The organism is Janibacter sp. UYMM211, assembly GCF_040547045.1.
Lineage (GTDB): Bacteria > Actinomycetota > Actinomycetes > Actinomycetales > Dermatophilaceae > Marihabitans > Marihabitans melonis.
The window spans coordinates 35,098-58,625 of the sequence record NZ_JBEPOY010000007.1; the positions used below are offsets into that span (position 1 = coordinate 35,098).

General features: G+C 74.1%; 21 protein-coding genes. 20 read left to right on the plus strand and 1 reads right to left on the minus strand.

The features are described from left to right. Nucleotides 1–246 precede the first annotated feature (246 nt). The 15 genes from ABIB53_RS15610 (at nucleotide 247) to ABIB53_RS15680 (ending at nucleotide 17,623) form a co-directional block, all read left to right on the plus strand. Complete coding sequence (locus ABIB53_RS15610; protein ID WP_354588846.1) at nucleotides 247–1,713, plus strand: cytochrome ubiquinol oxidase subunit I; 1,467 nt, start codon at nucleotides 247–249, stop codon at nucleotides 1,711–1,713. A 21-nt stretch (nucleotides 1,714–1,734) separates the two neighbouring features. After that, nucleotides 1,735–2,799 carry a cytochrome d ubiquinol oxidase subunit II gene (gene cydB, locus ABIB53_RS15615; RefSeq protein ID WP_191564346.1) on the plus strand — a complete coding sequence of 355 codons (1,065 nt, stop codon included), beginning with the start codon at nucleotides 1,735–1,737 and terminating at the stop codon, nucleotides 2,797–2,799. 7 nt (nucleotides 2,800–2,806) lie between these two features. Continuing rightward, the gene (gene cydD, locus ABIB53_RS15620) at nucleotides 2,807–4,465 is read left to right on the plus strand and encodes a thiol reductant ABC exporter subunit CydD (RefSeq protein WP_354588847.1); all 1,659 of its coding nucleotides are present in this window, start codon (nucleotides 2,807–2,809) and stop codon (nucleotides 4,463–4,465) included. Next, nucleotides 4,462–6,156 (plus strand): thiol reductant ABC exporter subunit CydC, encoded by a 1,695-nt coding sequence (cydC, locus tag ABIB53_RS15625; protein ID WP_354588848.1) that lies wholly within the window; start codon nucleotides 4,462–4,464, stop codon nucleotides 6,154–6,156. The genes cydD and cydC overlap by 4 nt, the downstream gene beginning before the upstream one ends. Further along, nucleotides 6,149–6,559, plus strand: coding sequence for a BlaI/MecI/CopY family transcriptional regulator (locus ABIB53_RS15630; RefSeq protein WP_068272040.1), 411 nt, complete (start codon nucleotides 6,149–6,151; stop codon nucleotides 6,557–6,559). The genes cydC and ABIB53_RS15630 overlap by 8 nt, the downstream gene beginning before the upstream one ends. After that, the gene (locus tag ABIB53_RS15635; protein WP_201465107.1) at nucleotides 6,556–7,404 is read left to right on the plus strand and encodes a M56 family metallopeptidase; all 849 of its coding nucleotides are present in this window, start codon (nucleotides 6,556–6,558) and stop codon (nucleotides 7,402–7,404) included. Before ABIB53_RS15630 ends, ABIB53_RS15635 begins: the two co-directional genes overlap by 4 nt. A gap of 352 nt (nucleotides 7,405–7,756) precedes the next feature. Continuing rightward, a complete protein-coding gene (locus ABIB53_RS15640) occupies nucleotides 7,757–8,302 on the plus strand; it encodes a TetR/AcrR family transcriptional regulator (RefSeq protein ID WP_163562465.1) in 546 nt (181 codons plus the stop codon). A gap of 78 nt (nucleotides 8,303–8,380) precedes the next feature. Further along, a complete protein-coding gene (locus ABIB53_RS15645; protein WP_354588849.1) occupies nucleotides 8,381–10,732 on the plus strand; it encodes an MMPL family transporter in 2,352 nt (783 codons plus the stop codon). Between the two features lie 139 nt (nucleotides 10,733–10,871). Next, nucleotides 10,872–11,588: an AIM24 family protein gene (locus tag ABIB53_RS15650; protein WP_123092434.1), complete on the plus strand. Its 717-nt coding sequence runs from the start codon at nucleotides 10,872–10,874 to the stop codon at nucleotides 11,586–11,588. A gap of 103 nt (nucleotides 11,589–11,691) precedes the next feature. Then, nucleotides 11,692–11,961: a biotin synthase auxiliary protein BsaP gene (gene bsaP / locus ABIB53_RS15655; RefSeq protein ID WP_354588850.1), complete on the plus strand. Its 270-nt coding sequence runs from the start codon at nucleotides 11,692–11,694 to the stop codon at nucleotides 11,959–11,961. A 90-nt stretch (nucleotides 11,962–12,051) separates the two neighbouring features. Then, nucleotides 12,052–13,653, plus strand: coding sequence for an alkaline phosphatase D family protein (locus tag ABIB53_RS15660; protein ID WP_354588851.1), 1,602 nt, complete (start codon nucleotides 12,052–12,054; stop codon nucleotides 13,651–13,653). A gap of 93 nt (nucleotides 13,654–13,746) precedes the next feature. After that, nucleotides 13,747–14,784 (plus strand): 2-dehydropantoate 2-reductase, encoded by a 1,038-nt coding sequence (locus tag ABIB53_RS15665; protein ID WP_354588852.1) that lies wholly within the window; start codon nucleotides 13,747–13,749, stop codon nucleotides 14,782–14,784. After that, on the plus strand, nucleotides 14,781–15,287 hold the full coding sequence (locus tag ABIB53_RS15670; protein ID WP_354588853.1) for a low molecular weight protein-tyrosine-phosphatase: 507 nt from the start codon (nucleotides 14,781–14,783) through the stop codon (nucleotides 15,285–15,287). The genes ABIB53_RS15665 and ABIB53_RS15670 overlap by 4 nt, the downstream gene beginning before the upstream one ends. 48 nt (nucleotides 15,288–15,335) lie before the next feature. After that, the gene (purB, locus tag ABIB53_RS15675) at nucleotides 15,336–16,745 is read left to right on the plus strand and encodes an adenylosuccinate lyase (protein ID WP_123092438.1); all 1,410 of its coding nucleotides are present in this window, start codon (nucleotides 15,336–15,338) and stop codon (nucleotides 16,743–16,745) included. Further along, entirely contained in the window at nucleotides 16,745–17,623 is an 879-nt protein-coding gene (locus ABIB53_RS15680; RefSeq protein ID WP_354588854.1) for a DUF429 domain-containing protein, read from the plus strand. The genes purB and ABIB53_RS15680 overlap by 1 nt, the downstream gene beginning before the upstream one ends. 32 nt (nucleotides 17,624–17,655) lie before the next feature. Here the strand turns inward: ABIB53_RS15680 and ABIB53_RS15685 are convergent, their stop codons facing one another. Further along, nucleotides 17,656–18,471, minus strand: coding sequence for a transglutaminase-like domain-containing protein (locus ABIB53_RS15685; protein ID WP_502914659.1), 816 nt, complete (start codon nucleotides 18,469–18,471; stop codon nucleotides 17,656–17,658). 125 nt (nucleotides 18,472–18,596) lie between these two features. Here ABIB53_RS15685 and ABIB53_RS15690 point away from each other — a divergent pair, with 125 nt between their 5' ends. Genes ABIB53_RS15690 through ABIB53_RS15710 form a run of 5 tightly spaced genes read left to right on the plus strand, consistent with a single transcriptional unit; the run spans nucleotide 18,597 to nucleotide 23,520 of the window. Next, the gene (locus tag ABIB53_RS15690; protein WP_354588856.1) at nucleotides 18,597–20,807 is read left to right on the plus strand and encodes a DUF5005 domain-containing protein; all 2,211 of its coding nucleotides are present in this window, start codon (nucleotides 18,597–18,599) and stop codon (nucleotides 20,805–20,807) included. Nucleotides 20,808–20,839: 32 nt separating this feature from the next. Then, nucleotides 20,840–21,247, plus strand: coding sequence for an MmcQ/YjbR family DNA-binding protein (locus ABIB53_RS15695; protein ID WP_354588857.1), 408 nt, complete (start codon nucleotides 20,840–20,842; stop codon nucleotides 21,245–21,247). Continuing rightward, complete coding sequence (locus ABIB53_RS15700) at nucleotides 21,244–22,032, plus strand: LamB/YcsF family protein (protein WP_354588858.1); 789 nt, start codon at nucleotides 21,244–21,246, stop codon at nucleotides 22,030–22,032. Before ABIB53_RS15695 ends, ABIB53_RS15700 begins: the two co-directional genes overlap by 4 nt. Nucleotides 22,033–22,036: 4 nt before the next feature. Next, nucleotides 22,037–22,648 (plus strand): 5-oxoprolinase subunit PxpB, encoded by a 612-nt coding sequence (gene pxpB / locus ABIB53_RS15705; protein WP_354588859.1) that lies wholly within the window; start codon nucleotides 22,037–22,039, stop codon nucleotides 22,646–22,648. After that, nucleotides 22,645–23,520 carry a 5-oxoprolinase subunit C family protein gene (locus ABIB53_RS15710; RefSeq protein WP_354588860.1) on the plus strand — a complete coding sequence of 292 codons (876 nt, stop codon included), beginning with the start codon at nucleotides 22,645–22,647 and terminating at the stop codon, nucleotides 23,518–23,520. Before pxpB ends, ABIB53_RS15710 begins: the two co-directional genes overlap by 4 nt. Nucleotides 23,521–23,528 lie beyond the last annotated feature (8 nt).

The window sequence follows — 23,528 nt, forward strand, 5'->3', positions numbered from 1 at the left end:
TGGGGGGTGGTGGTCTCGAGGCTCGCGCCCTGAGGGCGCGTCGCACCTCGACCGTCGCAGCCCCCTTCGCACCTCGACCCGGCCGACCCGGCTGCCCCTCCCCCTTCGCCGCGGGCTACCACGCCGTACGGGTCGTGATCACCCCACGTACGGCGTGGTAGCCGGGTCGATTGGGTGACTACTACGCGATGTCGTAGTGTGTACGACGACATGTAGTACTACTTCGTCGTAGGACAAGGGGAGCCCGTGGACACCGTGGACCTCGCGCGGTGGCAGTTCGCCATCACGACCGTCTACCACTTCTTCTTCGTGCCGATCACCATCGGTCTCTCCGCACTCGTCGCGTGGTTCCACAGCCGATGGCTGCGCAGGCGCGACGAGGACGACATGAGACTGGCGAAGTTCTTCGGCAAGCTCTTCACCATCAACTTCGCGCTCGGTCTGGTCACCGGCATCGTCCAGGAGTTCCAGTTCGGGATGAACTGGAGCAGCTACAGCCGCTTCGTCGGCGACATCTTCGGCGCCCCGCTCGCGCTCGAGGCGCTGCTCGCCTTCTTCCTCGAGTCGACCTTCCTCGGGCTGTGGATCTTCGGCTGGGGCAAGATCCCCGAGCGCCTCCACGTCGCGTGCGTCTGGCTCGTGCACATCGGCACGCTGCTCTCCGCGTACTTCATCCTCGCGGCGAACTCCTTCATGCAGAACCCCGTGGGCTACCGCTACAACCCGCAGACCGGGCGGGCCGAGATGGCCGACTTCGTCGCGGTGCTCACCAACGAGGTGCAGCTCGTCACATTCCCCCACGTCATCGCGGCCAGCTACATGGTCGGCGGCGCCGTCGTCATGGCCGTCGCGCTGCACAAGATGCGCCAGGCGCACCGCGGCGAGGCCTCGACCCTGCCCGGCGTCGGCGGCCCCGGCGAGATCCCGATGTGGCGCCGCGCCACCCGTCTCGGCGCGATCGTCACCCTCGTCGCCGGTCTCGGCGTCGCCGTGTCCGGCGACCTCCAGGGCAAGGTGATGACCGAGGTGCAGCCGATGAAGATGGCCGCCGCGGAAGCGCTCTACGAGACCCCGCCGGACGGTCAGTGCGCCCCCTTCTCGGTGCTGACGATCGCCGGGCTCGGCGGTGAGAACCCGAAGCACGTCATCGAGATCCCCTGCCTGCTGTCCTACCTCGGCACGGGCAGCTGGGACGGCCAGGTGCAGGGCATGACCGAGCTCGAGCAGGAGTACCGGGCCCGTTTCGCCGACGGCGAGCTCACCCAGGCCGACACCTACATCCCGCCGATCGCCATGTCCTACTGGAACTTCCGCCTCATGATCGGCGCCGGGCTCTTCGCCGCCGGGGTCGCCGCGCTCGTCCTCGTCGCGACCCGTCGGCGGGCGCCCGGCGTGCCGATGCAGCGCTGGTGGAAGCCGCTCCTCGTGCTCGCCCCGGTCGCCACCGTCGTCGGGCACAGCTTCGGCTGGATCTTCACCGAGGTCGGCCGGCAGCCGTGGGTCGTCCACGGCGAGATGACGACCGCCCAGGGCGTCTCGCCCTCCGTCGGGACCGCGGACGTGTGGATCTCGATGACCGTCTTCACCCTCCTCTACGGCGCCCTCGCCGTCATCGAGGTCAAGCTCCTCCTCGCCTACATCGCGAAGGGCGCCGAGCCCTTCGAGGAGCCACGACAGCTCGAGGACGACGACGAGCTCGCCTTCGCCTACTGATCGCACCCAGGGACTCTCACCATGGAACTCACGACCTTCTGGTTCATCCTCCTCGGCGTCCTGTGGACGGGCTACTTCGTCCTCGAGGGCTTCGACTTCGGCGTCGGCATGCTCGTGCCCGTCCTCGGCGGGACCGCGCGCGGCGACGCGCCGGGCGCCCCCGAGCAGGAGAAGCGCCGCCGCGTCCTGCTCACCTCGATCGGCCCCTTCTGGGACGGCAACGAGGTGTGGCTGCTCACCGCCGGCGGCGCCACCTTCGCCGCCTTCCCCCACTGGTACGCGACGATGTTCTCGGGCATGTACCTCGCCCTCCTCCTCGTCCTCGTCGGCCTCATCGTGCGCAACATGGGCTTCGAGTACCGGCACAAGCGGGACTCGGAGGCCTGGCGAAGGGGGTGGGACGCCTGCATCGTCGGCGGCTCGGTGGCCGCGCCGCTGCTCCTGGGCACCGGCCTGACGAACCTCGTCCACGGCCTGCCGATGACCGCCCACCTGGCCGGCTCGACGACCTACACCGAGTTCTCGGGCACCCTCCTCAGCCTGCTCAACCCCGTCAGCCTCCTCGGCGGCATCACCATCACCGTCCTCTGCCTCACCCACGGCGCGCACTTCCTCGCGCTGAAGACGCAGGGAGAGGTGCGCGAGGGCGCCCGCGCCGTCGCCGCTCGCGCCGGGGTCCTCGCCGCGGTGCTCGCGGTCGTGCTGCTCGGCTGGCTCGGCGCCGAGCGCGGCTCGACCGTCTCATGGGTGACGACCGTGGTCGCCGCGGTCGCGCTGCTCGCGGCCCTGGCCGCCAACGCCCGCGGCCGGGAGGGCTGGGCCTTCGTCGGGACCGCCACGACGATCGTGCTCACGGTCGCGACGTACTTCCTCATGCTCTTCCCCAACGCCATCAACGGCCGCGGCGACGACCCGGCCCTGACGCTCGACGCAGCCGCCAGCTCGCCGCTGACGCTGCAGATCATGACGTGGGCGGCACTGATCTTCACCCCCGTCGTCCTCGCGTACACGGCATGGACGTACTGGGTCTTCCGCAAGCGGATCAGCACCCACCACATCCCGGCCGCCGCGGCGTCGGTGCACTGAGGCGACGATGGCCCCCTTCGACCCCCGTCTCCTGCGTCTCGTGCCCCGGGCACGCGGCCCGGTCGCCCTGCTCGCGGGCATCGGCGTGCTCACCGGGCTCGCGACGATCGGGACGGCCTGGGCGGTCACCGCGCTCGTCGTCGCCGTCGTGCGCGACCAGCCGCTCGGTGCGCCGACCCTCGCCGTGGGGGTGACCCTGGCGACCCGCGCGGGGCTGGCCGCCGTCGGCGAGCGGGTCGCCGCCCGGGCAGGGGCCACGGTGAGCACCGCGCTGCGCGAGCAGCTCGTCGAGGTCTGGCTGACCCGTCCGGCCGAGCAGCGCCCGGCCCCGGGCACCGCGCTCACGCTCGCCGCGCAGGGGGCGGCGAGCGTCGAGCCGTACGTCGCGAGGTACCTGCCGACGCTCGTGAGCGCCGCGGTCGTGCCGCCGATGGCGCTCGTCGCGCTCGTCCTCACCGACTGGCCGAGCGCCCTCGTCGTCGTGCTCACGCTCCCGCTGCTCCCGCTCTTCGCCGCCCTCATCGGGATGACGACCGCCGAGGACACGCAGCGCCGGTGGCGGGCGCTGAGCGACCTGTCGGGCCACTTCCTCGACGTCATGTCGGGCCTGCCGACCCTCGTGGGATACGGACGCGGCGAGCGCCAGGTCGCGAGCATCGAGCAGGTGAGCCGACGCCACCGCCTGGCGACGATGCAGACCCTGCGGCTCGCCTTCCTCTCCTCCGCCGCGCTCGAGCTCCTCGCGACGATCTCCGTGGCGATCGTCGCCGTCCTCGTCGGGCTGAGGCTCACGCACGGCAGCATCGAGCTGTCCGCCGGCCTGCTCGCGATCCTCCTCGCGCCCGAGGCGTACTGGCCGGTGCGCCGCGTCGGCACGGAGTACCACAGCGCGGCCGACGGGGCCGAGGCGCTGCGCGACGTCGTCGACCAGCTCGAGGGCGGGTCGGCCACCACCGCCACGCCGGCGCTCACGACCGGGGGCGACGTACGGGCCCGTGGGCTCGGCTACCGCTACCCCGGCAGCGAGCGCGACGTGCTGCGGGGCCTGGATCTCGACGCGGGCCGCGGGCTCACGGTGGTCACCGGCCCGTCGGGCACGGGCAAGACGACCCTGCTCGAGCTGCTCGCCGGGCTGCGCACCCCGACCTCGGGCTCCGTGGACGCGCTCTCGAGCCACCTCGTCACCCAACGGCCGTTCTTCGCGGCCCCGACGGTGCGCGGCAACCTCGTGCTCGGCAGCGACGCGAGCGATGCCGAGGCATGGGCGGCGCTGCGGGCCGTCGGGATGGAGGGTGTCGTAGCCGCGCTGCCCGACGGGCTCGACACCCCCGTGGGCGACGACGGCTTCGGGCTGTCGGCGGGCCAGCGGGCCCGGCTCGTCCTCGCCCGGGCGCTGCTCTCTCCCGCCGGCGTCGTCCTGCTCGACGAGCCGACCGCCCACCTCGACGACGAGGCGACCGCCGCGGTGCACGCCGCGATCACCGTCCTCGCGCAGGAGCGCACCGTCGTCGCCGTGACCCACCGACCCGAGCTGCTGGCCCTCGCCGACCACCACGTCGAGCTCTCCCCCCTTCGCCCTCCCGCCGAGGTATGGCAATCGGTGCCCCAGGAGGGGGCTCGGGAGACAGATGCCCATACCTCGGCGAAGGGGGGTGCGCTCACGTGAGCGGCATCATCCGCACCAACCGCACCAACCGCAGCGTCCGTGTCGACCGGCGACTCGTCGTCGCCGGGCTGCTCGGCGGCGCGGCCTCCGCCTGCGGGGTCGCCCTCACCGCGACGTCGGGCTGGCTCGTCGTGCGGGCCGACGAGCGGCCGCAGATCATGCTGCTGCTCACCGCCGTCGTCGCCGTGCGCACCTTCGGGCTGGGGCGACCCGTCTTCCGCTACCTCGAGCGGCTGCGCAGCCACGACGCCGCCCTCGACGACCTCGCGCGCAGGCGCGCCGAGACGTACGCGCGGCTCGTGCCGCTCACCCCCGCCCGGCTCGGCCGCCGAGGACGAGCCGACCTGCTCACCGGGGTCGTCGACGACCTCACCGACGTCACGGAGGCCCCGGTCCGGGTCACCGTGCCCCTGCTCGGGGCGCTGGCCGCGGGCGGGCTCGCGAGCGTGCTCACCGCCGCGCTGGAGCCGGCCGCAGGGCTCGTCCTCGTCGCCATGCTGCTCGCGTGCGCCGCCCTCGTGCCCCTCGGGCACCGCCTCGAGGCCGCCTCGCAGGACGAGGTGCTGCAGGCCCGCGCCGAGGTGGCTCGGGTTGCGCACCTCGCGACCCGGCATGCCGACGAGCTGCGTGCCGTCGGGGGCGAGGGCGACGCCGCGCAGTGGCTGCGCGACGCGCACGGCACCCTGCGACGGGTCGTCGTGCGCCAGGCGCGGGGGCGCGGTCTCGTCACGGGAGCCGTCCTGCTCGTCACGGCCGCGGGCACCGTGGGCTGCGCGCTCGTCGCCGCGGCGAGCGACGTCCCCCCGCCGGTGCAGGCGCTGCTCGTGCTCACCCCCATCGCGACCGGGGAGGCGCTCGGCGTGCTCGCGGACGCCGTCCGCGCGCTGGCCCGCTCGCGCGCCGCCGAGCGCCGGCTCGACGCGGTGCTCGACCAGGCCCCCGCCGTGCGCGACGCCGACGACGCAGACGCCGCCGCGGGCGCCGCGCTCGCCGACGCAGGACGGGCACCCCGTCTCGAGCTGCGCGGCGTCGCGGCGTCGTGGGCGGCGGGCCGGACCCATCTCGGGCCGGTCGACCTCGTCGTCGAGCCCGGCGAGCACGTCGCCCTCGTCGGCGCCAACGGCAGCGGCAAGTCCACGCTCCTCGCCGTCCTCGCCCGGCACCTCGACCCGGTGCAGGGGCGCTACCTCGTCGACGGCCGCGACGTCGCCGAGCTGCCCGCGGCCGCCGTGCGCTCGCTCGTCGCGGTCGTCGACGACGAGCCCCACGTCTTCGCGACGACGCTGCGCGAGAACCTGCGGCTGGCCCGCCGCCCCGACGAGCCCGCCTCCGACGACGAGGAGCTGCTGCTCGCCCTTCGCTCCGCCGGTCTCGGCGACTGGGTCGCCGCCCTGACCGACGGGCTCGACACCCGCCTCGGCACCTCCGGGCACGGGATCTCCGGCGGCGAGCGCACCCGCCTGGCGATCGCGCGGGCCCTGCTGTCCGAGCGGCCCGTGCTGCTCCTCGACGAGCCCGGCGCTCACCTCGACCACCCCACGGCCCGGGCGGTCCTGGCCGATCTCATGAGCGCAGCCGCAGGACGTACCGTGGTGCTCGTCTCGCACCACGGGACCGGCGTCGACCTCGCCGGCCGGGTGGTCGAGCTCGACCGCCCCACGACGAGAGAGAAGGTGGCTGCACATGCCTAGCTCGCGCAGCTCGTTGGGATCGCTGGAGCGATCGGTCATGGACGTCCTCTGGGCGCACGACGGCGAGCACGGGCTCACCGTGCGAGAGGTCCTCGACCGGGTCGAGACCGGCAAGACCCTCGCGTACACGACCGTGATGACCGTGCTCACCCGGCTCACCGAGAAGGGGGCGCTCGAGCGCGAGCAGGACGGCCGCGCCTGGCGCTACCGCGCGGCGTCGAGCCGCGAGCAGATGACCGCCGACGCGATGCGCGGCCCGCTCGACGGGCTGCCCCACGAGGAGCGGACGACCGCGATCCTGCACTTCATCGAGGAGGCCTCGCCGGGCGAGCTCGCGAGCCTGCGGGCCGCGCTCGACGCCGTCGAGGAGCGGGCGACGAAGGGGCCTCGACGAGGGCGATGACCGCGATCCTGCTCGTCGCGCTGGGGGTGCTGCTCGTCACCGCCGCCCCCCGGGTGCTCAGCGCCCACCCCGGGCTGCGCCGCTCGCCTCGGCCGGCCCTCATGCTGTGGCAGGCCACCGCGCTCGCCGGTGTCATCTGCGTCGTCGCCGCCGGGCCGATCGCCGCGGTCACGCTGTGGCCGCTCACCCGGCACGGCCTGGACACGGCGGCCGCCCTGCTGGCGCTCGTCGCGAGCGCGCTGACCCTGAGCATGCTCCTCGTCAACGGCCACGTCGTGGGCACGACGCTGCGTGCCGCGCGACGCCGGCACGAGGACCTGCTCGACCTCGTCGGCGACGAGCTCGACCGCCGGGTGACGGTCGTCGAGCACCACACGCCGACGGCCTACTGCGTGCCCGGCCGCCACCGCCGCGTCGTGCTGTCGAGCGCGACCCTGCGCGAGCTGCCCCAGGACGAGCTCGAGGCGGTGCTCGCGCACGAGCGGGCGCACCTCGCCGAGCGGCACGACCTGCTGCTGGAGTACTTCACCGTCACCCACAGCACGGCCCCTCGCTGGCTGCGCTCGAGCCGGGCGCTCACCGAGGTGCGGCTGCTCGTCGAGGTGCTCGCCGACCGCGCCGCCCGTCAGCACGTCGGAGACGTGCCGCTCGCCCGGGCGCTCGTGCGCCTCGCCGGGTCGCGCACCCCCGAGGCGATGCTCGGGGTCGCCGAGCACGGGCTCGTGCAGGCCCGGATGGAGCTGCTCGCTGACGACCCCGCCCCGCAGTGGCACGCCGCCGGGGTCTACGCGCTGGTCACGCTCGTGTACCTGCTGCCGCTCGTGGTGCTCGTCACGACGCTCTGAACGTCCGGTCGGCGGTCTCGAGGCTCGGGCGCGGGTCCCCCTTCGCGCCTCGACCAGCAACAGGAGGCTTCCCCCTTCGCCCGAGATCTCGACGGGCGCGTGGGTTGCAACCAGGGCAGCTGCCAACGTCTCGGGGTGGTGGTCTCGAGGCTCGGGCGCGGGGGCGCCCTTCGCGCCTCGACCAGCGACAGGGGGTGGTCTCGAGGCTCGGGCGCGGGGCGCCCTTCGCGCCTCGACCAGCAAGAGGGGGGTGGACAGGATTTTGCACTTCGGGGGTGAGGGTGCAAAATTGCACCTTGTGAGTGAGAGTGCAAGCAGCCGGCGGTCGGCACGGGCGCGTCAGATCCACGACGTGGCGCAGGAGCTGACCCTCGAGCACGGGTACCACGGGTGGACGCTCGCCGACCTCGCCGAACGGGTCGGCGTCTCGCGACGCACCCTCTTCAACCACGTCGAGTCCAAGGAGCAGGCCGTCCTCGGCCCGCGCCCGGTCGTCGACGAGGACGCGCTCGTCCTCTTCCGCCAGGGCGGTCCCACCGGCCGCCTCCTCCACGACGCGGTGCACCTCGCCATGTCGCTCATCTCCGCCAACGAGCCCGGCCCGGCCGACCTGCGTCGCTTCCAGCGCGTCCTGCTCTCGGACCCGGCTCTCGCCGAGGCCGCCATGCGCGGTCTCGTCGAGGTCCTCGAAGACCTCGTCCTGCGCAGCGCCGACCGTCCGGGGATCACCCCCGAGACCGCCCGCCTCGCCTTCGACCTCACCCTCGGCCTCGTCCGGCACGCCGGTGAGGAGACGACGGGCGAGAGCTCGACGACGACGCTCAACACCCGCCTGCGCGAGCTGCTCCCCCTCGTCGACGAGATCGTCGCCCCGCACCCGCAGACCGCGGGCTCGTAACCCCCTTCGCCCCCCGCCGTAGCGCCGACGTCGCCGCCACGGACCTCAGTCCACCGCCCGACATCAGGAGACCCACCCATGGCCCACGCCCTCTACCGGCTCGGCAAGGCGGCCTATCGCCGCTGGCCCGCCGTCTTCGCGATCTGGATCGCGCTCGTCGTCGCCCTCGGCGCCGTCGCCGCGACCCAGAGCAAGCCGATGGTCGACACCTTCTCGATCCCCGGCATCCCCTCCGAGCAGGCCATGGACCTGCAGAACGAGCTCTTCCCCGGCTCCGGGGACGCCCTGGACGAGGCCACGGTCACCGTCGTCGTCGCCGCCCCGGAGGGCGAGAAGCTCACCGACCCGGCGAACGCGAAGGCGCTCGACGCCCTCCTCGCCGACCTGCGCGAGACCCCGCAGACCGACGCGCAGACCGCGAAGGAGGCGATCGTCTCCCCCGTCGACGCCGCCGCGGGCATCGAGAAGCAGCTCACCGACGCCGGCAAGCAGAACCAGACCCCGCAGGCCGTCACCGACGCCAACCTCAAGGCGGTCTCGCCGCTCAGCGAGGACGGCCGGATCGGCACCCTGTCGTGGGACCTCGACGTCGACTCCGTCGGCGACGTCGAGCAGTCCACCCGCGACGCCATCGAGGCCGACCTGCAGACCGCCCGCGACGCGGGCCTGCAGGCCGAGGTCAACGGCTCGGCGATGCAGGGCATCCCCGAGACCGGCGGCACGAGCGAGCTCATCGGCATCGCCTTCGCGCTCGTCGTCCTCGTGCTGACCTTCGGCTCGATCGTCGCCGCGGGCATGCCGATCCTCTCGGCCCTCGTCGGCGTCGGCATCGGCGTCCTCGGCGTCTCGATCGCCACGGTCTTCACCGAGATCGGCACGACGACCCCGATCCTGGCCACGATGCTCGGCCTGGCCGTCGGCATCGACTACTCGCTCTTCATCCTCTCGCGCTACCGCGCCGAGCTGCGGCACGCCGACCGCGAGGAGGCCATCGGCCTGGCCGTCGGCCGCGCCGGCTCCGCCGTCGTCTTCGCCGGTCTCACGGTGATCATCGCGCTGGCCGCCTTCTCGGTCGTCGGCATCCCCTTCCTCACCTCGATGGGTCTGGCCGCGGCCGGGACCGTGCTCGTCGCCGTGCTCGTCTCGCTGACCTTCATCCCCGCCCTCATGGGCGCCCTCAAGGGCAAGGCCTTCGCCGGCCGCGTCCGCCAGGACCACATGGTCACCGAGGGCGAGATCATCAACAACGGCACCCGCTGGGCGCACGTCGTCCAGCGCAAGCCGGTCGTCATGGCGCTGGCCGTCGTCGCCCTCCTCGTCGCCCTCGCGGTGCCGATGAAGGACATCCACCTCGGCCTACCGACCGACTCGACGGCCCCGACGGACACGACCCAGCGCAAGGCCGCCGACCTCGTCACCGAGGGCTTCGGCGCCGGTCGCCAGTCGCCGCTGCTCGTCGTCGTCGACGCGCGTGACGTCGCCGACCCGAAGGCGGCGCAGGAGTCCTTCGGCGCCGTCACCCAGTGGGCCGCCGGCCAGGAGGGCGTCGAGAACGCCCAGGTCGCCCAGGTCAACGAGGACGGCACCGGCGCGATGGTGCTCGTCACCCCGACGACGAGCGGCGACGACGTCGCCACCGAGGACCTGCTGCACTCGCTGCGCGACGGCCAGGGCGGCATCGAGGACCAGACGGGCGCGACCGTCGGCGTCACCGGCCTCACCGCGATCCAGGTCGACGTCTCCGAGCGCCTGCTCGACGCGCTCGTGCCCTACCTCGCGGTCGTCGTCGGCCTCGCCTTCGTCCTGCTCATGATGGTCTTCCGCTCGGTCCTCGTGCCGCTCACCGCGACGCTGGGCTTCCTGCTCTCGGTGCTCGGCACCCTCGGCGCGACCGTCCTCGTCTTCCAGGAGGGCCTCTTCGGGCTCGTCGACCCGGCGCCGCTCATGAGCTTCTTGCCGATGCTCGTCGTCGGCATCGTCTTCGGGCTGGCGATGGACTACCAGGTCTTCCTCGTCACCCGGATGCGCGAGGCCTACGTGCACGGCGAGACGGCCCCGGCCGCGGTCGTCGAGGGCTTCCGCTTCGGCGCCCGGGTGGTCACCGCCGCGGCGGCGATCATGATCTCGGTCTTCGCGGCCTTCGTCCTGCAGGACGACACCCTCGTGAAGTCCATCGGCTTCGCGCTCGCGGTCGCGGTCCTGCTCGACGCCTTCCTCGTGCGCCAGGTCCTCATCCCCGCGACGATGTTCATCCTCGGCGACAAGGCGTGGTGGCTGCCGCGCTGGCTCGACAAGGTCCTGCCGAACGTCGACGTCGAGGGCGAGTCGCTCGCCCGTGAGGGCGGTCGGCACGCCGGCCCGGTGGCCGCCGAGGACGAGAACGAGCCGGAGACCGCGGGCGTGGGCTACACCCCCCGCCACGGCGACTGAGCCGACCGGTCGAAGGGGTGGGGGCAGCCACCCCTTCGACCGGGCAGCGCTCCCCCTACCGGGGGACCGAAGGGGGTCCTAGGCTGACCTCCGGCGGCCGCAGGGGCCGCCTCTCGCACGCACACAAGGGGTCGCCCTCATGCCCATCCACGGCTCGCTCTTCACGGACTTCGAAGAGCAGAAGACGCAGGACCAGTTCTCGCTGCAGAACAAGAAGCTGCTGAAGATCCAGATGGGCTACGGGCCGGTCTGGGCCAAGACCGGCTCGATGGTCGCCTACCAGGGCGACATCCGCTTCGAGAACACCGGCTCCGGCGGGCTGGGCAAGATGTTCAAGGCCGCCGCCACCGGCGAGGGCGTGAAGATGATGCGGGCCACCGGCGCCGGCGAGCTCTTCGTCGCCGACACCGCCTCCGAGGTCCAGGTCATGTACCTCGAGAACGACATGATCTCCGTCAACGGCTCGAACATCCTCGCCTTCTCCGACTCGATCCAGTGGGACATCCACCGCATCCAGGCCCGCGGCGCGGCGATGACGGGCGGTCTGTACAACGTCACCCTGCGCGGCACCGGGTACGTCGCGATCACGACGAAGGGGGAGCCCGTCGCCCTCGACGTCGCGACGGCGCCGACCTTCGGCGACGCCCAGGCGGTCGTCCTGTGGACGGCCGGGGTGTCGATGGACATCCGCGTCGACACCGGCGGCTTCAAGTCGATGGTGCGCGGCGGCACCGGGGAGACCTTCCAGATGGCCTTCGGCGGCCAGGGCTACGTCCTCGTGCAGCCGGCCGAGTCCGTCGTCGACGGCGGGCACAAGAGCAGCAGCAGCTCGCTCGGGGACATCCTCGGCGGCTGACCTGGTCGGGCCGCCCCGGGCGGCGCCCCCGCAGCACGCGGGTAGGCGCCGCCCGAGGCGCGACGTACCCTGGCCGGGCCCTACCGACACACGAGAGGACGAGATGTCCGACATCCCGTACGCGGCCGACTCCGGCTACTCCGACCCCGACACCCTCGGGGCCATCCCCCCGGTCGTCGCCGCCACGTACTGCGCCCACTGCGGCCGCAGCGCGAACAAGTCCGGCCACGCCGCCTGCACCCAGGCCCTGGCCACCACACCGCCCACGTACTGCACGACCTGCCGCCGCGAGCTCGCGGTGACCAGCGAGGGGCAGCAGTGGACCGCCACGTGCAAGAAGCACGGCGAGAGCAGCGGGAGCGTCGCGGCCTGAGCCGCGGTTGACGAAACCCTGACCAGCCGCTCACGCGGTGGTCATCAGCAGGGCGCCGGGGGTGCACCCCGGCGCACGAGCATCGCGGTCATGGAGATCACCCGCCGCACCGTCCTGTCCGGTGGCGCCGCCGCCGGAGCCCTCACCGTCCTCGCCGCCCCCGGCAGCGCCGTCGGCGCCCCCGGCACCCGCCCGCTCACCCGCTCGGCGAGCCCGCGGGTGTCCCCCTTCGAGCTCGGCGTCGCCTCCGGCGACCCCCTCCCCGACAGCGTCGTCCTGTGGACCCGGCTCGCCGTCGACCCGACCGCCGAGGACGGGCTGGGCGGGATGGCCCGCCGCCCGTACGCGGTGCGGTGGGAGATCGCCCGCGACCCGCAGATGCGCCGCGTCGTCGAGCGCGGCGTCGTCGAGGCGCGCGCCGAGAGCGGCTACGCGGTGCACGTCGAGCCGCGGGGGCTGCAGGCCGGTCGCGAGTACTGGTACCGCTTCCGGGTCGGCGGCCACCTCAGCCCCGTCGGGCGCACCATGACCGCGCCCGCCCGGCACGAGATGCCGGCCGTGCTCGCGATGTCCTTCGCCAGCTGCAGCCAGTACGAGCACGGGTACTTCACCGCGTACCGCCGTCTGGCGCAGGACCAGCCCGACCTCGTGCTCCACCTCGGCGACTACCAGTACGAGTACACGAAGCAGTCCTACCTCTCCCCCACGGGCAACGTCCGTGACCACGACGGCCCCGAGACGGTCGACCTCGCGAGCTACCGCCAGCGCCACGCCCAGTACAAGTCCGACCCCGACCTGCAGCTCGCCCACGCCACCGCGCCGTGGCTCGTCGTGTGGGACGACCACGAGGTCGACAACAACTGGGCCGACGACGTGCCGGAGAACTCCGACGCCGCGCAGTGGAACGACACGACCGCCCGCTTCGTGCGGCGCCGCGCCCAGGCCTTCCAGGCGTACTACGAGAACATGCCGCTGCGCCGGGCCTCCGTGCCGCGCGGCGCGGACATGAAGATCTACCGCCGGCTGCACTGGGGCCGTCTGGCGACCTTCCACATGATGGACACGCGCCAGTACCGCGACGACCAGGCCTGCGGCGACGGCTGGAAGATCGACTGCGACGAGCGCCTCGACGAGACCCGGTCGCTGCCCGGCATGGCGCAGGAGCGCTGGCTGCTCGACGGCTTCGAGCGCTCGCGGGCCCGCTGGGACGTGCTCGGCCAGCAGGTCTTCTTCGCCGAGCAGGACGCTCTCGCCGGCCCGTCGTACCGCACCTCGATGGACGGGTGGGACGGCTACGTGCCCTCCCGCCGGCGGATCACCCAGGGCTGGGTCGACGCCGGGGTGCGCAACCCCGTCGTGCTCACCGGTGACGTGCACAAGCACTGGGCCAACGACCTGCGCCTGGACTACCAGGACACCGACTCGCCGGTCGTCGGCTCCGAGCTCGTGTGCAGCTCGATCACCTCGACGGGAAACGGCAGCCCGACGTGGCAGAGCCCGAACATGGCGCTCAACCCGCACCTGCGCTTCTCCGCCGACCAGCGCGGGTACGTGCGCACCGCCATCACCAAGGAGAAGATGAGCGTCGACTACCGCTCGCTGCCGAGCGTGACGACGACGGACGCCGCCGCGTACACGCAGGCGTCCTTCGAGCTGCACGACGGGCAGCGCGGGCTGCAGCGCACGCGCTGAGACCCCGCCTCACCGGTGCGGTGCGGCGCCGCGGCTAGGATCGGCCGCGGCGCCGCACGGCGTCATGACGCCGACGGCAGGGGGTGAGCGCGGGTGCGCATCGCGGTCGTCGGCGCCGGCAGCATCGGCTGCTACATCGGGGCCCACCTGGCGTCGGTCGCCGACGTCACCCTCGTCGGCCGGGCCCGGGTCGTCGACGCGATCTGCGAGCAGGGGCTCACGGCGACGACGATGCGCGGCACCGCCTGGCACGTGCCCGCCGACCGGCTGCACCTCGACACCGAGGTGAGCGCCGTCTCCGGCGCCGAGGTCGTCCTCGTGACGACGAAGACGGTGACCAACCACGACATCGCGGCCCAGATCGGGCCGTACCTCACGACCGACACGGTCGTCATCTCGCTGCAGAACGGCGTGCGCAACGCCCAGGTCCTCGACGAGGGCCTGCAGCGCGCCTTCCCCTCGCGGGCCAGCCGTCCGCTCGTGCTCTCGGCGGTCGTGCACCACAACGTCGTCGCGACGGACGACGCCGTCTACCTCGCGACGACGAGCGGCGGCATCACCGTCAAGGACCACCCGAGGGTCGACCCCTTCGTGCGGACCGCGCGACGCGGCGGGCTGTCCGTCGCCGTCGAGCCGGACATGCGCCCGGTGCTCATGAACAAGCTGCTGCTCAACCTCAACAACGCGGTCAACGCCCTGTCCGGACGGCCCCTGCGCGACGAGCTGCGCGACCCCGACTACCGCCGCGTGCTCGCCGCCTGCCAGGCCGAGGCGCTCGCCGTGAGCAAGGCCGCCGGGGTGACCCCCTCACGGATGGGGCCCCTGCCCGCCGCCCTCATGCCCGCGGTGCTGCGCAGCCCGACCCCCGTCTTCGCCGGGCTGGCCCGCACCTCGCTCGCCGTGACGCCGCAGGCGCGCAGCTCGATGGCCGACGACCTCGGCCGCCACCGGCGCACAGAGATCGACGAGCTGCAGGGCATGGTCGTCGCGCTCGGCGAGCGCTACGGGATCGCCACCCCCGTGAGCGAGCGGCTCGTCGAGCTCGTCGTCGCCGCGGAGGGCCAGTCGATCTCCGACGGCGATCACCGCACGTACACCGGTGGCGAGCTGCGCGCGGCGGTCGGGCTGTGAGCCGGGCCTACCGCATCTGCGTCGTGTGCACCGGCAACATCTGCCGCTCGCCGATGGCCGAGCTCGTGCTGCGCGAGCTGCTCGAGGACGAGGGCCTGGGCGAGGCGGTCGTCGTCGACTCCGCCGGCACGACCGCCTGGGAGGTCGGCAACCCCGCCGACCCCCGCACCCTGGAGGTGCTGCGCCGCAACGGCCACGACCACCCGAGCCACGCGCTGCACCGCGCCCGGGCCTTCGAGCGGCGGTGGTTCGCCGAGCTCGACCTCGTCCTCGCCGCCGACCACGGCCACTACTCGACGCTGCGCCGCCTCGCGCCGACGCCCCGGGACAAGGCGAAGGTGAGGATGCTGCGCTCCTTCGACGCCGCCGGGCTCGCCGAGGCCGAGCAGGAGATGGCCGACCCCTGGTACGGCGACGACGCCGGCTTCGAGCGGACGTACGCCGAGGTCGTCCCGGCCGCGCGCGGCGTCGTCGAGCACGTGCGCCGCGAGCTCGACCGCTAGCGCGGACACCGCGTCGCCCCCACCGCGACGTCCTGGGAGGATGACCCCATGCAGAGCCTCGCCGCAGCGACCCCGCCGATCGCCCTCGGAGCCCTCGACGGGCGCTACCGCCCCGTCGTCGCCCCCCTCGTCGACCACCTCTCGGAGCCCGCGCTCAACCGGATGCGCACGCACGTCGAGGTCGAGTGGCTCATCCACCTCACCGAGCGCCAGGTCGTGCCCGGCGTGCGCCGCCTGACCGACGACGAGGTCACGGCGCTGCGCGAGGTCGTGCAGACCTTCGGGCCCGACGAGATCGACGAGATGGCCGCGACCGAGAAGGTCACGCAGCACGACGTCAAGGCCGTCGAGTACTTCCTCAAGGCACGGCTGCGTCAGATCACGCCCGCCGAGGCCGACCGCGGCCTTGCCGAGCTCATCCACTTCTGCTGCACGAGCGAGGACGTCAACAACCTCTCCTACGCCCTCATGGTCAAGGGCGCCGTCGAGCAGGTCTGGCTCCCCCGCGCCGAGTCGCTCCTCGCTGCGCTGACGACGATGGCCCAGGACCTGCGCGACGTGCCGCTGCTCGCGCACACCCACGGCCAGCCCGCGACCCCGACGACGATGGGCAAGGAGCTCGCCGTCCTCGCCCACCGCCTGCGCCGTCAGGTCACCCGGGTCGCCGGCGCCGAGCACCTCGGCAAGATCAACGGCGCGACGGGCACCTACGGCGCGCACCTCGCAGCCGTGCCCGAGGCCGACTGGCAGGACATCAGCCGGACCTTCGTCGAGGGCCTGGGCCTGACGTGGAACCCGCTGACGACGCAGATCGAGAGCCACGACTGGCAGGCCGAGCTCTACGCCGACATCGCCCGCTTCAACCGCATCCTGCACAACCTCTGCACCGACGTCTGGACCTACATCTCCATGGGCTACTTCGCCCAGGTGCGCGGCCAGGGCACGGTCGGCTCCTCGACGATGCCGCACAAGGTCAACCCCATCCGCTTCGAGAACGCCGAGGCCAACCTCGAGGTGAGCAACGCCCTGCTCGACGTCCTCGCGACGACGCTCGTGCAGAGCCGCCTCCAGCGCGACCTCACCGACTCCTCGATGCAGCGCAACATCGGCACCGCGCTCGGCCACTCGATCCTCGCCCTCGACAACGTCGCCCGCGGGCTCGCCGGGCTCGACGCCGTGCCCGAGGCGATGGCCGCCGACCTCGACGCGAACTGGGAGGTGCTCGGCGAGCCGGTCCAGTCGGCGATGCGGGCCCTCGGCGCCCAGGGCGTGCCCGGCATGGACGAGCCGTACGAGCGCCTCAAGGAGCTGACGCGCGGCCGTCGGATCGGCCAGGAGGACCTCGTGACCTTCGTCCGCGGGCTCGGCCTGCCGCCCGAGGTCGAGGAGCGCATCGCGGCGATGACCCCGGCGACCTACGTCGGCCTGGCCCCCGAGCTCGTCGACCACCTGCGCTGATGGCGGCGGGCGACCCGGCGGCCGAGCTCGTCGAGGCCGCCCGCGCCCTGCGCCGGCTCGCCGACGCCCTGGGCGTCGACCTGCGCCCGGTCTTCGCGGACGCGCCGGACGACGGGGGCGACGCCGGGGCCGTTGCGGCCCTCGAGGACGCCGACGTCGAGCCCCCCTTCGCCCCGCTCGAGGTGACGACGGCGGTCCTCGGCATCGACGGCTGCCGCACGGGGTGGGTCGGCGCCGTCCTCGCACCGGGCCGCCCCCGGCCCTCCGTCGTCGTCGCGGGCTCGCTCGAGGCGCTCGTCGAGACCGTCCGCGAGCAGCACCCCGAGCTCGTCGTCGTCGGTGTCGACATCCCCATCGGGCTGCCGGACTCCGGGCTGCGCGCCGCCGACCGCCTCGCGCGCCAGGCGCTGCCGGGCAAGGCGTCGAGCGTCTTCACGACGATGACCCGGCCCGCCTGGTCGGCGCCGGACCGGGCCGCCGCCGACGCGATCAACCGCCCGCTCACCGGGCAGGGCGTCTCGGCCCAGTCCTTCGCCCTCGCACCCAAGGTGCTCGAGGCCGACCGCTACGTGCGCTCGCGCCCCACCGTGCGCGTGCTCGAGGTGCACCCCGAGGTGAGCTTCGCGGCGATGGCGGGCGCGCCCGTGCAGCCGGGCAAGCGCACCGAGGAGGGCGTCGCCGCCCGGCTCGACGTGCTCCGCCAGGTCGGTCTGCTCCCCCCGAGCGTGCTCTCGGGCAGCGGGTACGGCACCGACGACGTCCTCGACGCGGTCGCCGTCGCCTGGACCGCCCACCGGTACGCGACCGGCGCGGCGCACAGCCTGCCGGACCCGCCGGAGACGGCGAGCGACGGGATCGCCGCGGCGATCTGGGTCTGACCGGGCCACCGGGCGCTCCCGGCGGGCGCGGCTCAGGCCAGGCGCACGCCCGTGGTGTGGTCGTCCGTGGGCAGCTCACCCTCGACGAGCGCGGCGGTGACCTCCTGGCGGTTGAAGCGCATCGTGCCGTTGCTCGTCGTGAGGAAGGCCGTGTCCGCGGCGTCGCGACCGGTCGCGATGCGCACGAGCGACTGACGGGGGGCGAGGCGGGTCGCGTCGACGACGTGCCACGCGCCCTCGACCCAGGCCTCGGCCACCGCGTGGAAGTCCATCGGCTCCAGTCCCGGTGCGTAGACCGAGACCAGGCGGGCGGGCACGCCGCGGGCGCGCAGCAGGGCGACGACGACGTGGGCGAAGTCGCGGCACACACCGCGACCGGCGAGGAGGGTGTCGACCGCGCCGTCGGTGCCCCGCGAGCTGCCCGACACGTAGGCGAAGTTGTCGTAGACGTACGCCGCGACGGCATCGACGAGGTCACGACCCCGCACACCGGTGAAGCTCCGGGCGGCGACCGCCCCGAGGCGGTCGGACTCGGCGTACCGGCTCGGCCGCGTGTACAGCCAGCGGTCCTGCTCGACACCGAGGCCGGTGGGCGCGTCGGTCGGACGGGTGATGTCGACGGTCGCCTCGTAGGTGACCTCGAGCCAGCCGGTGCCCACGCCCTCGACGAGGTGCAGGCGTGTGCCGTGGTCGCCGCGCAGCTCGACCGGCTCGACCTGCTCGCCGGCCGCGTGGACGAGGATCGTCTCGTCGAGCACGACGTGGGCGTCGGAGACGGCGAAGGACATGAGCGCGGCGTCGACGGACGTCGTCGCGTAGGCGAACTTCGCACCGACCCTGGCGATCATCGGGGTGGGGTCGCTCGATGCTGCCAGGGGGGTCTGCGTCATGGCGCGAGCCTCCCCCAGCAGCGGGGGCCTGGTCAAAGCCGTGTCCCGCCTAGGCTTCGCGGGACCGGACGAGGGCGAAGGGGGTGACGACGATCGCGAGCACGGCACCTGACCGCCCGCGCTGGCGGCAGATCTCGCCGCCCGTCGTCTCCGCGCTCCTCGCGCTCGTCGTCGTCGCCGAGGTGGCCTGGGCCGCGCTCGTCCTCGCCGGGTCCGACGACCTCGTCCCCCACGCCGTGCCCGCCGTCGTCGTCGGCGACCCGGTCGTCGCCGAGAGCGTCGCCCGCCAGTACGACGACCTGCCGGGCGACCCCTTCGACCTGCGCGCCGTGGCCGACGAGGAGAGCGCCCGGGCGGCCCTGGCCGACGGGTCCGCCCGCGCGGCCCTCGTCGTCGACCTCGACGGGTCGACCGACCGCCTGCTCCTCGCGTCGAGCAACGACGACCTCCTCGACGCCGCGATCCGCGACCGGGTCGAGGAGGTCGAGCGGCGCATCGACCGCCTCGTCGTCGTCGACGTCGTCGGCCCCGCCGACGCGGACGAGCGCCAGGGGGCCGCGCGCCTGGCCGTGGCGCTCGCCCTGCTCCTGGGCTTCCTGCTCGCGGTCGGCACCAGCCTGCGCGACGGGCCCGTCGCCCGCGACCTGCGGCACGGGCTGCGGCGCACGCTCCTCGTCGGGGCGCTGTCCGTCGTCGGCGGCGCGGTCATCGGCCTGCTCACGCTGCGCGGCGGGACGTGGGCCGAGGTCCTCGTGCCGGCCGCGGTCGCCGGGACGGGTGCGGCCTTCACCTTTGCCCTCGAGGCGCTCTTCGGGTGGGCGGGGCTCGGGCTGGCCGTCGTCGCCTTCTTCGCCACCGGCGCCCCGGTGCTCGCCCGTGTCGACCCGACCCTCGTCGGCCGGCCGTGGTCGGACCTCGCCGCCCTCGGCGTGCCCGGGGCCGGGGTCGAGGCGGCGACCGCGGTGAGCCTGCACCGCGAGCTCGCGGTCGTCCCCGTGACGGTCGTCTTCGTCTGGCTCGTCGCGTCGCTGCTCGTCATCACCCTCGCCCGGGTGGTCCGGCGACGTCATGACGTGCCGGCGCCGGTCGGCGGTGAGGGGCTGCGCCAGGTCGGCGGGGTCCGCGGGTGGCGGGTGCGCGTCCTCGGCGTCGTCGTGCCGCTCACCGCCGCGATGCTCGCGCTCGCCGTCGTCGTGCCGCCCTCCGAGGTCGCCGCCGCGCCCCGCCTCGCCTCGCTCGCCGCGAGCGCGGACTGCGTGCGCTCGGGACCGGTGACGTCGGTGGCCGACCTCAACCGGATCGCCGGGCTGCGCGGCACCGACGACTTCCGCGGCGGGGACGTCGGGGCCGACGCGCTGCTGCAGGACGGCCGACGGGCGTGGCTCTTCGGCGACACGCTGCGCGAGGGCCCGGCGGGGCCGAGGTACGTACGCAACTCGATGCTCGTCACCGACGAGCGCTGCATCCGGGCGATCGTGCCCGAGGCCGGCGGCGCGCTCGTCCCCGACCGCGCCCGACCCGGCGAGAGCCCGGTCGGCTACTGGCCGATGTCGACGGTCGTGGACCATCGCACCGGGTACGACCTGCTCTACGTGACGACCCAGCGGGTGCGCACGACGGGATCGGATGCCTTCGACTTCGAGAACCTCGGCCTGTCCGTCGCCGTCTTCGTCGTGCCGCTCGGCGGGACCCCGCAGCTGCTCGAGCAGCGCGACATCGGGCCGGACCGCGCCGGCCGCGAGCACCCGACGTGGGGCGCCGCCACGACGCTCGTGGGCAGCGGTGACGACCGGTGGCTCTACGTCTTCGGCACGGCGAACCCGGGCGCCGAGCAGGCCTGGGGGTACTCCCTCCGCGTCGCCCGGGTCCGACCCGACGACCTGCTCCACCAGGCGCGCTGGCGCTACTGGGACGGCTCGGGGTGGTCGGCACGCGAGGACGACGCCCGCGAGATGATCCCGGCGCGCGACGGCGTCTCGCAGACGCTGAGCGTCTTCACCCAGGACGAGCGCTGGTACGCGCTGAGCAAGCGCAACGACCTGCTCGGCAGCGACATCACCGTGTGGACCGCCGACGCGCCCACCGGCCCGTGGTCGTCGGGCACCGCGGTCGCCCCGGTCGCGCAGGGCGAGACCGGCCAGGTGCGCTACATGCCGCTGGCCCACCCGACGCTCTTCCCCGCGCCGGGCAGCGCCGTCGCGTCGTACAGCACGAACGACACCGACAGCGAGCGCGTGCTCGCCGACCCGCTGCGCTACCGCCCGCACTTCGTGCGGGTCCGTCTGCCGCGGTGAGGGCGTCGGTCCCGAGCGGTAGCGTCGAGCGCATGAGCGGGGACGAGCCGGCCGGCGTGCAGGACGTGCACGACATCGCGAGCGCGCTGCCCGAGGTCACCCTCGGCACGTCGTGGGGCGACAAGCCGACGTACAAGGTGCGCGACAAGGGCTTCGTCATCTGGCGCGGTGAGCAGCGCGACGCCGTCGACCCCGACACCGGCGCGCTCATGGACGACGTCATGGCCATCTCGGTGCCCGGGCCGGAGGACAAGGAGGCGCTCGTCGCCGACGGCTCCCCCTTCTTCACCACGCCCCACTTCGACCGCAGCCCGCGCACCGTCCTGCTCCGCGAGCGTGACCTGCCCCGGCTGACCCGCGCCGAGCTCGAGGAGGTCCTCACCGACGCCTGGGCCAGCCGGGCACCGGCCCGGCTCGTGCGAGAGCACCTCGGGCGATGAGCACCGCGACCCCGGCGCAGCCCGCCGGCCGCACGGTCGACCTCAACGCCGACCTCGGCGAGGGGCTCGGCGTCTGGCGGCTCACCGACGACGACGGCCTGCTCGAGGTCGTGAGCAGCGCGAACGTCGCGTGCGGGGCCCACGCCGGCGACCCCACGCACATGCGGCGGGTGTGCCGCCGCGCCGCGGAGCGGGGGGTCGCGGTCGGCGCCCAGGTCTCCTACCCGGACCTGCTGGGCTTCGGGCGTCGCTTCGTCGACATCGACCCCGCCGAGCTCGAGGACAGCGTCCTCTACCAGCTGTCCGCGCTGCAGGGCGTCGCCCGGGCGGAGGGGACGCAGGTGCGCTACGTCAAGCCGCACGGGGCGCTCTACAACGCCGTCGTCACCCACGAGGCGCAGGCGGCCGCCGTCGTCGCCGCCGTCGTCGCGGGCGCCCCCGGCACCGCCGTCCTCGGGCTGCCCGGGGCGGTCTGGCTAGAGCAGGCCGCGGCGGCCGGGCTGCGCCCGGTGCACGAGGTCTTCGCCGACCGCGCGTACACGGCCGAGGGCACCCTCGTGCCCCGCGACGAGCCCGGCGCCGTCGTCCACGACACCGGCGAGGTCGTCCGGCGGGCGCTGCAGATGGTGCTCGAGGGCAGCGTCGTCGCGGTCGACGGCTCGAGCGTCGCCGTCGACGCCGCCTCGGTGTGCGTGCACGGCGACACCCCCGGCGCCGTCGACATCGCGCGCCGGGTCCGCGACACCCTCGTCGACGCCGGGGTGCGCGTCGCCCCCTTCGCCTGAGCCGATGACGAGCCTCCTGCCCTACGGCCGCCGCGCGACCCTGCTCGAGGCGGCCGACGACGCGCAGACCCTCGCGCTGCACCGCGCCGTGGTCGCCGCCGCGCTGCCGGGAGTCCTCGAGGCCGTCCCTGCAGCCCGGACGGTGCTCGTGACCTTCGTCGACGAGGTGAGCCGGGCGGCCGCCCAGGAGCGGCTGCGCACGCTCGTCCCCGTCGACGGGGACGAGGTCGCCGGTCGGCTCGTCGAGGTGCCGACCCGCTACGACGGCCCCGACCTCGACGACGTCGCGCGGCTCACCGGGCTGAGCCGAGAGGAGGTCGTCGCGGCCCACACCGGCGTCGAGTGCACGGTCGGCTTCGTCGGCTTCGCGCCCGGCTTCGCCTACCTGCGCGGCGTCGACGAGCGCCTCCACGTGCCCCGCCGGGACGAGGCCCGCACGGCCGTGCCGCCGGGCGCGGTGGCGCTGGCCGGAGGGCTCACCGCGGTCTACCCGCGGTCATCGCCCGGCGGCTGGCAGCTCATCGGCTCCACCGACCTCGTCCTGTGGGACCTCGACCGGGAGGAGCCCGCGCTGCTGCGGGCCGGCGACCGGGTGCGCTTCGTGGAGGTGTCGTGAGCGAGCGCCCCGCCGAGCTCGTCGTGCACGCGACCGGCCTGCTGAGCACCGTGCAGGACCTCGGCCGGCCGGGTCTGGCCGGTCTCGGCGTGCCCCGGTCCGGTGGCGCCGACCGGGCCTCGCTGCGCCTGGCCAACCGCCTGCTCGGCAACCCCGAGGGGGCCCCGGTGGTCGAGGCGACCCTCGGCGGGCTCGAGGTGGGGCTCACGGCGACGCGGTGGTGCGTCGTCACGGGCGCCGACGCCCCCGTCGAGGTCGACGGCACCCCGGTCGGGGTGGGCTCCCCCTTCGCCCTGAGGGCGGGCGCGCAGCTGCGCCTGGGGTCTCCGGCGCACGGCCTGCGCTCCTACCTCGCCGTCCGGGGTGGGCTGGCAGTCGCGCCGGTGCTCGGCTCGGCCAGCCAGGACGTGCTCTCGGGCATCGCCCCGCTGCCGCTCGGCGCGGGCACGAGGGTGGCGCTCGGGAGGGTGGACGAGGTGCCCGTCGTGCCGGTCGACGTCGCACCCGTGCGCACGTGGTCGGGCGACCCGGTGCTCGAGATCGATCCCGGGCCGCGGCGCGACTGGGTGAGCGACGAGGCGTGGCGCACCCTGACGAGCGCCGTCTACGAGGTGAGCAGCCGCAGCGACCGGGTCGGGGTGCGCCTCAGCGGGCCGGCCGTCGAGCGCGCGGTGCACGCGGAGCTGCCGAGCGAAGGGGTCGTCCCCGGAGCCGTGCAGGTCCCCCCGTCCGGCGAGCCGGTCGTCTTCCTCGCCGACCACCCCACGACCGGGGGCTACCCGGTGTGCGCCGTGGTCGTCCCGGCCTCGTTGCCGTTGCTCGCGCAGCTCGTGCCCGGCCAGGGCGTGCGTCTGCGGCCCGCCCGCCGCTGACCGAAGCA

Excerpts from the sequence above, each read along its gene's own strand:
- cydB (WP_191564346.1), top strand. The coding sequence starts at position 1,735 with ATGGAACTCACGACCTTCTGGTTCATCCTCCTCGGCGTCCTGTGGACG.
- cydD (WP_354588847.1), top strand. The coding sequence starts at position 2,807 with ATGGCCCCCTTCGACCCCCGTCTCCTGCGTCTCGTGCCCCGGGCACGC.
- ABIB53_RS15630 (WP_068272040.1), top strand. The coding sequence starts at position 6,149 with ATGCCTAGCTCGCGCAGCTCGTTGGGATCGCTGGAGCGATCGGTCATG.
- ABIB53_RS15635 (WP_201465107.1), top strand. The coding sequence starts at position 6,556 with ATGACCGCGATCCTGCTCGTCGCGCTGGGGGTGCTGCTCGTCACCGCC.
- ABIB53_RS15645 (WP_354588849.1), top strand. The coding sequence starts at position 8,381 with ATGGCCCACGCCCTCTACCGGCTCGGCAAGGCGGCCTATCGCCGCTGG.
- ABIB53_RS15650 (WP_123092434.1), top strand. The coding sequence starts at position 10,872 with ATGCCCATCCACGGCTCGCTCTTCACGGACTTCGAAGAGCAGAAGACG.
- bsaP (WP_354588850.1), top strand. The coding sequence starts at position 11,692 with ATGTCCGACATCCCGTACGCGGCCGACTCCGGCTACTCCGACCCCGAC.
- ABIB53_RS15660 (WP_354588851.1), top strand. The coding sequence starts at position 12,052 with ATGGAGATCACCCGCCGCACCGTCCTGTCCGGTGGCGCCGCCGCCGGA.
- purB (WP_123092438.1), top strand. The coding sequence starts at position 15,336 with ATGCAGAGCCTCGCCGCAGCGACCCCGCCGATCGCCCTCGGAGCCCTC.
- ABIB53_RS15680 (WP_354588854.1), top strand. The coding sequence starts at position 16,745 with ATGGCGGCGGGCGACCCGGCGGCCGAGCTCGTCGAGGCCGCCCGCGCC.
- ABIB53_RS15685 (WP_502914659.1), bottom strand. The coding sequence starts at position 18,471 with ATGATCGCCAGGGTCGGTGCGAAGTTCGCCTACGCGACGACGTCCGTC.
- ABIB53_RS15695 (WP_354588857.1), top strand. The coding sequence starts at position 20,840 with ATGAGCGGGGACGAGCCGGCCGGCGTGCAGGACGTGCACGACATCGCG.
- ABIB53_RS15700 (WP_354588858.1), top strand. The coding sequence starts at position 21,244 with ATGAGCACCGCGACCCCGGCGCAGCCCGCCGGCCGCACGGTCGACCTC.
- pxpB (WP_354588859.1), top strand. The coding sequence starts at position 22,037 with ATGACGAGCCTCCTGCCCTACGGCCGCCGCGCGACCCTGCTCGAGGCG.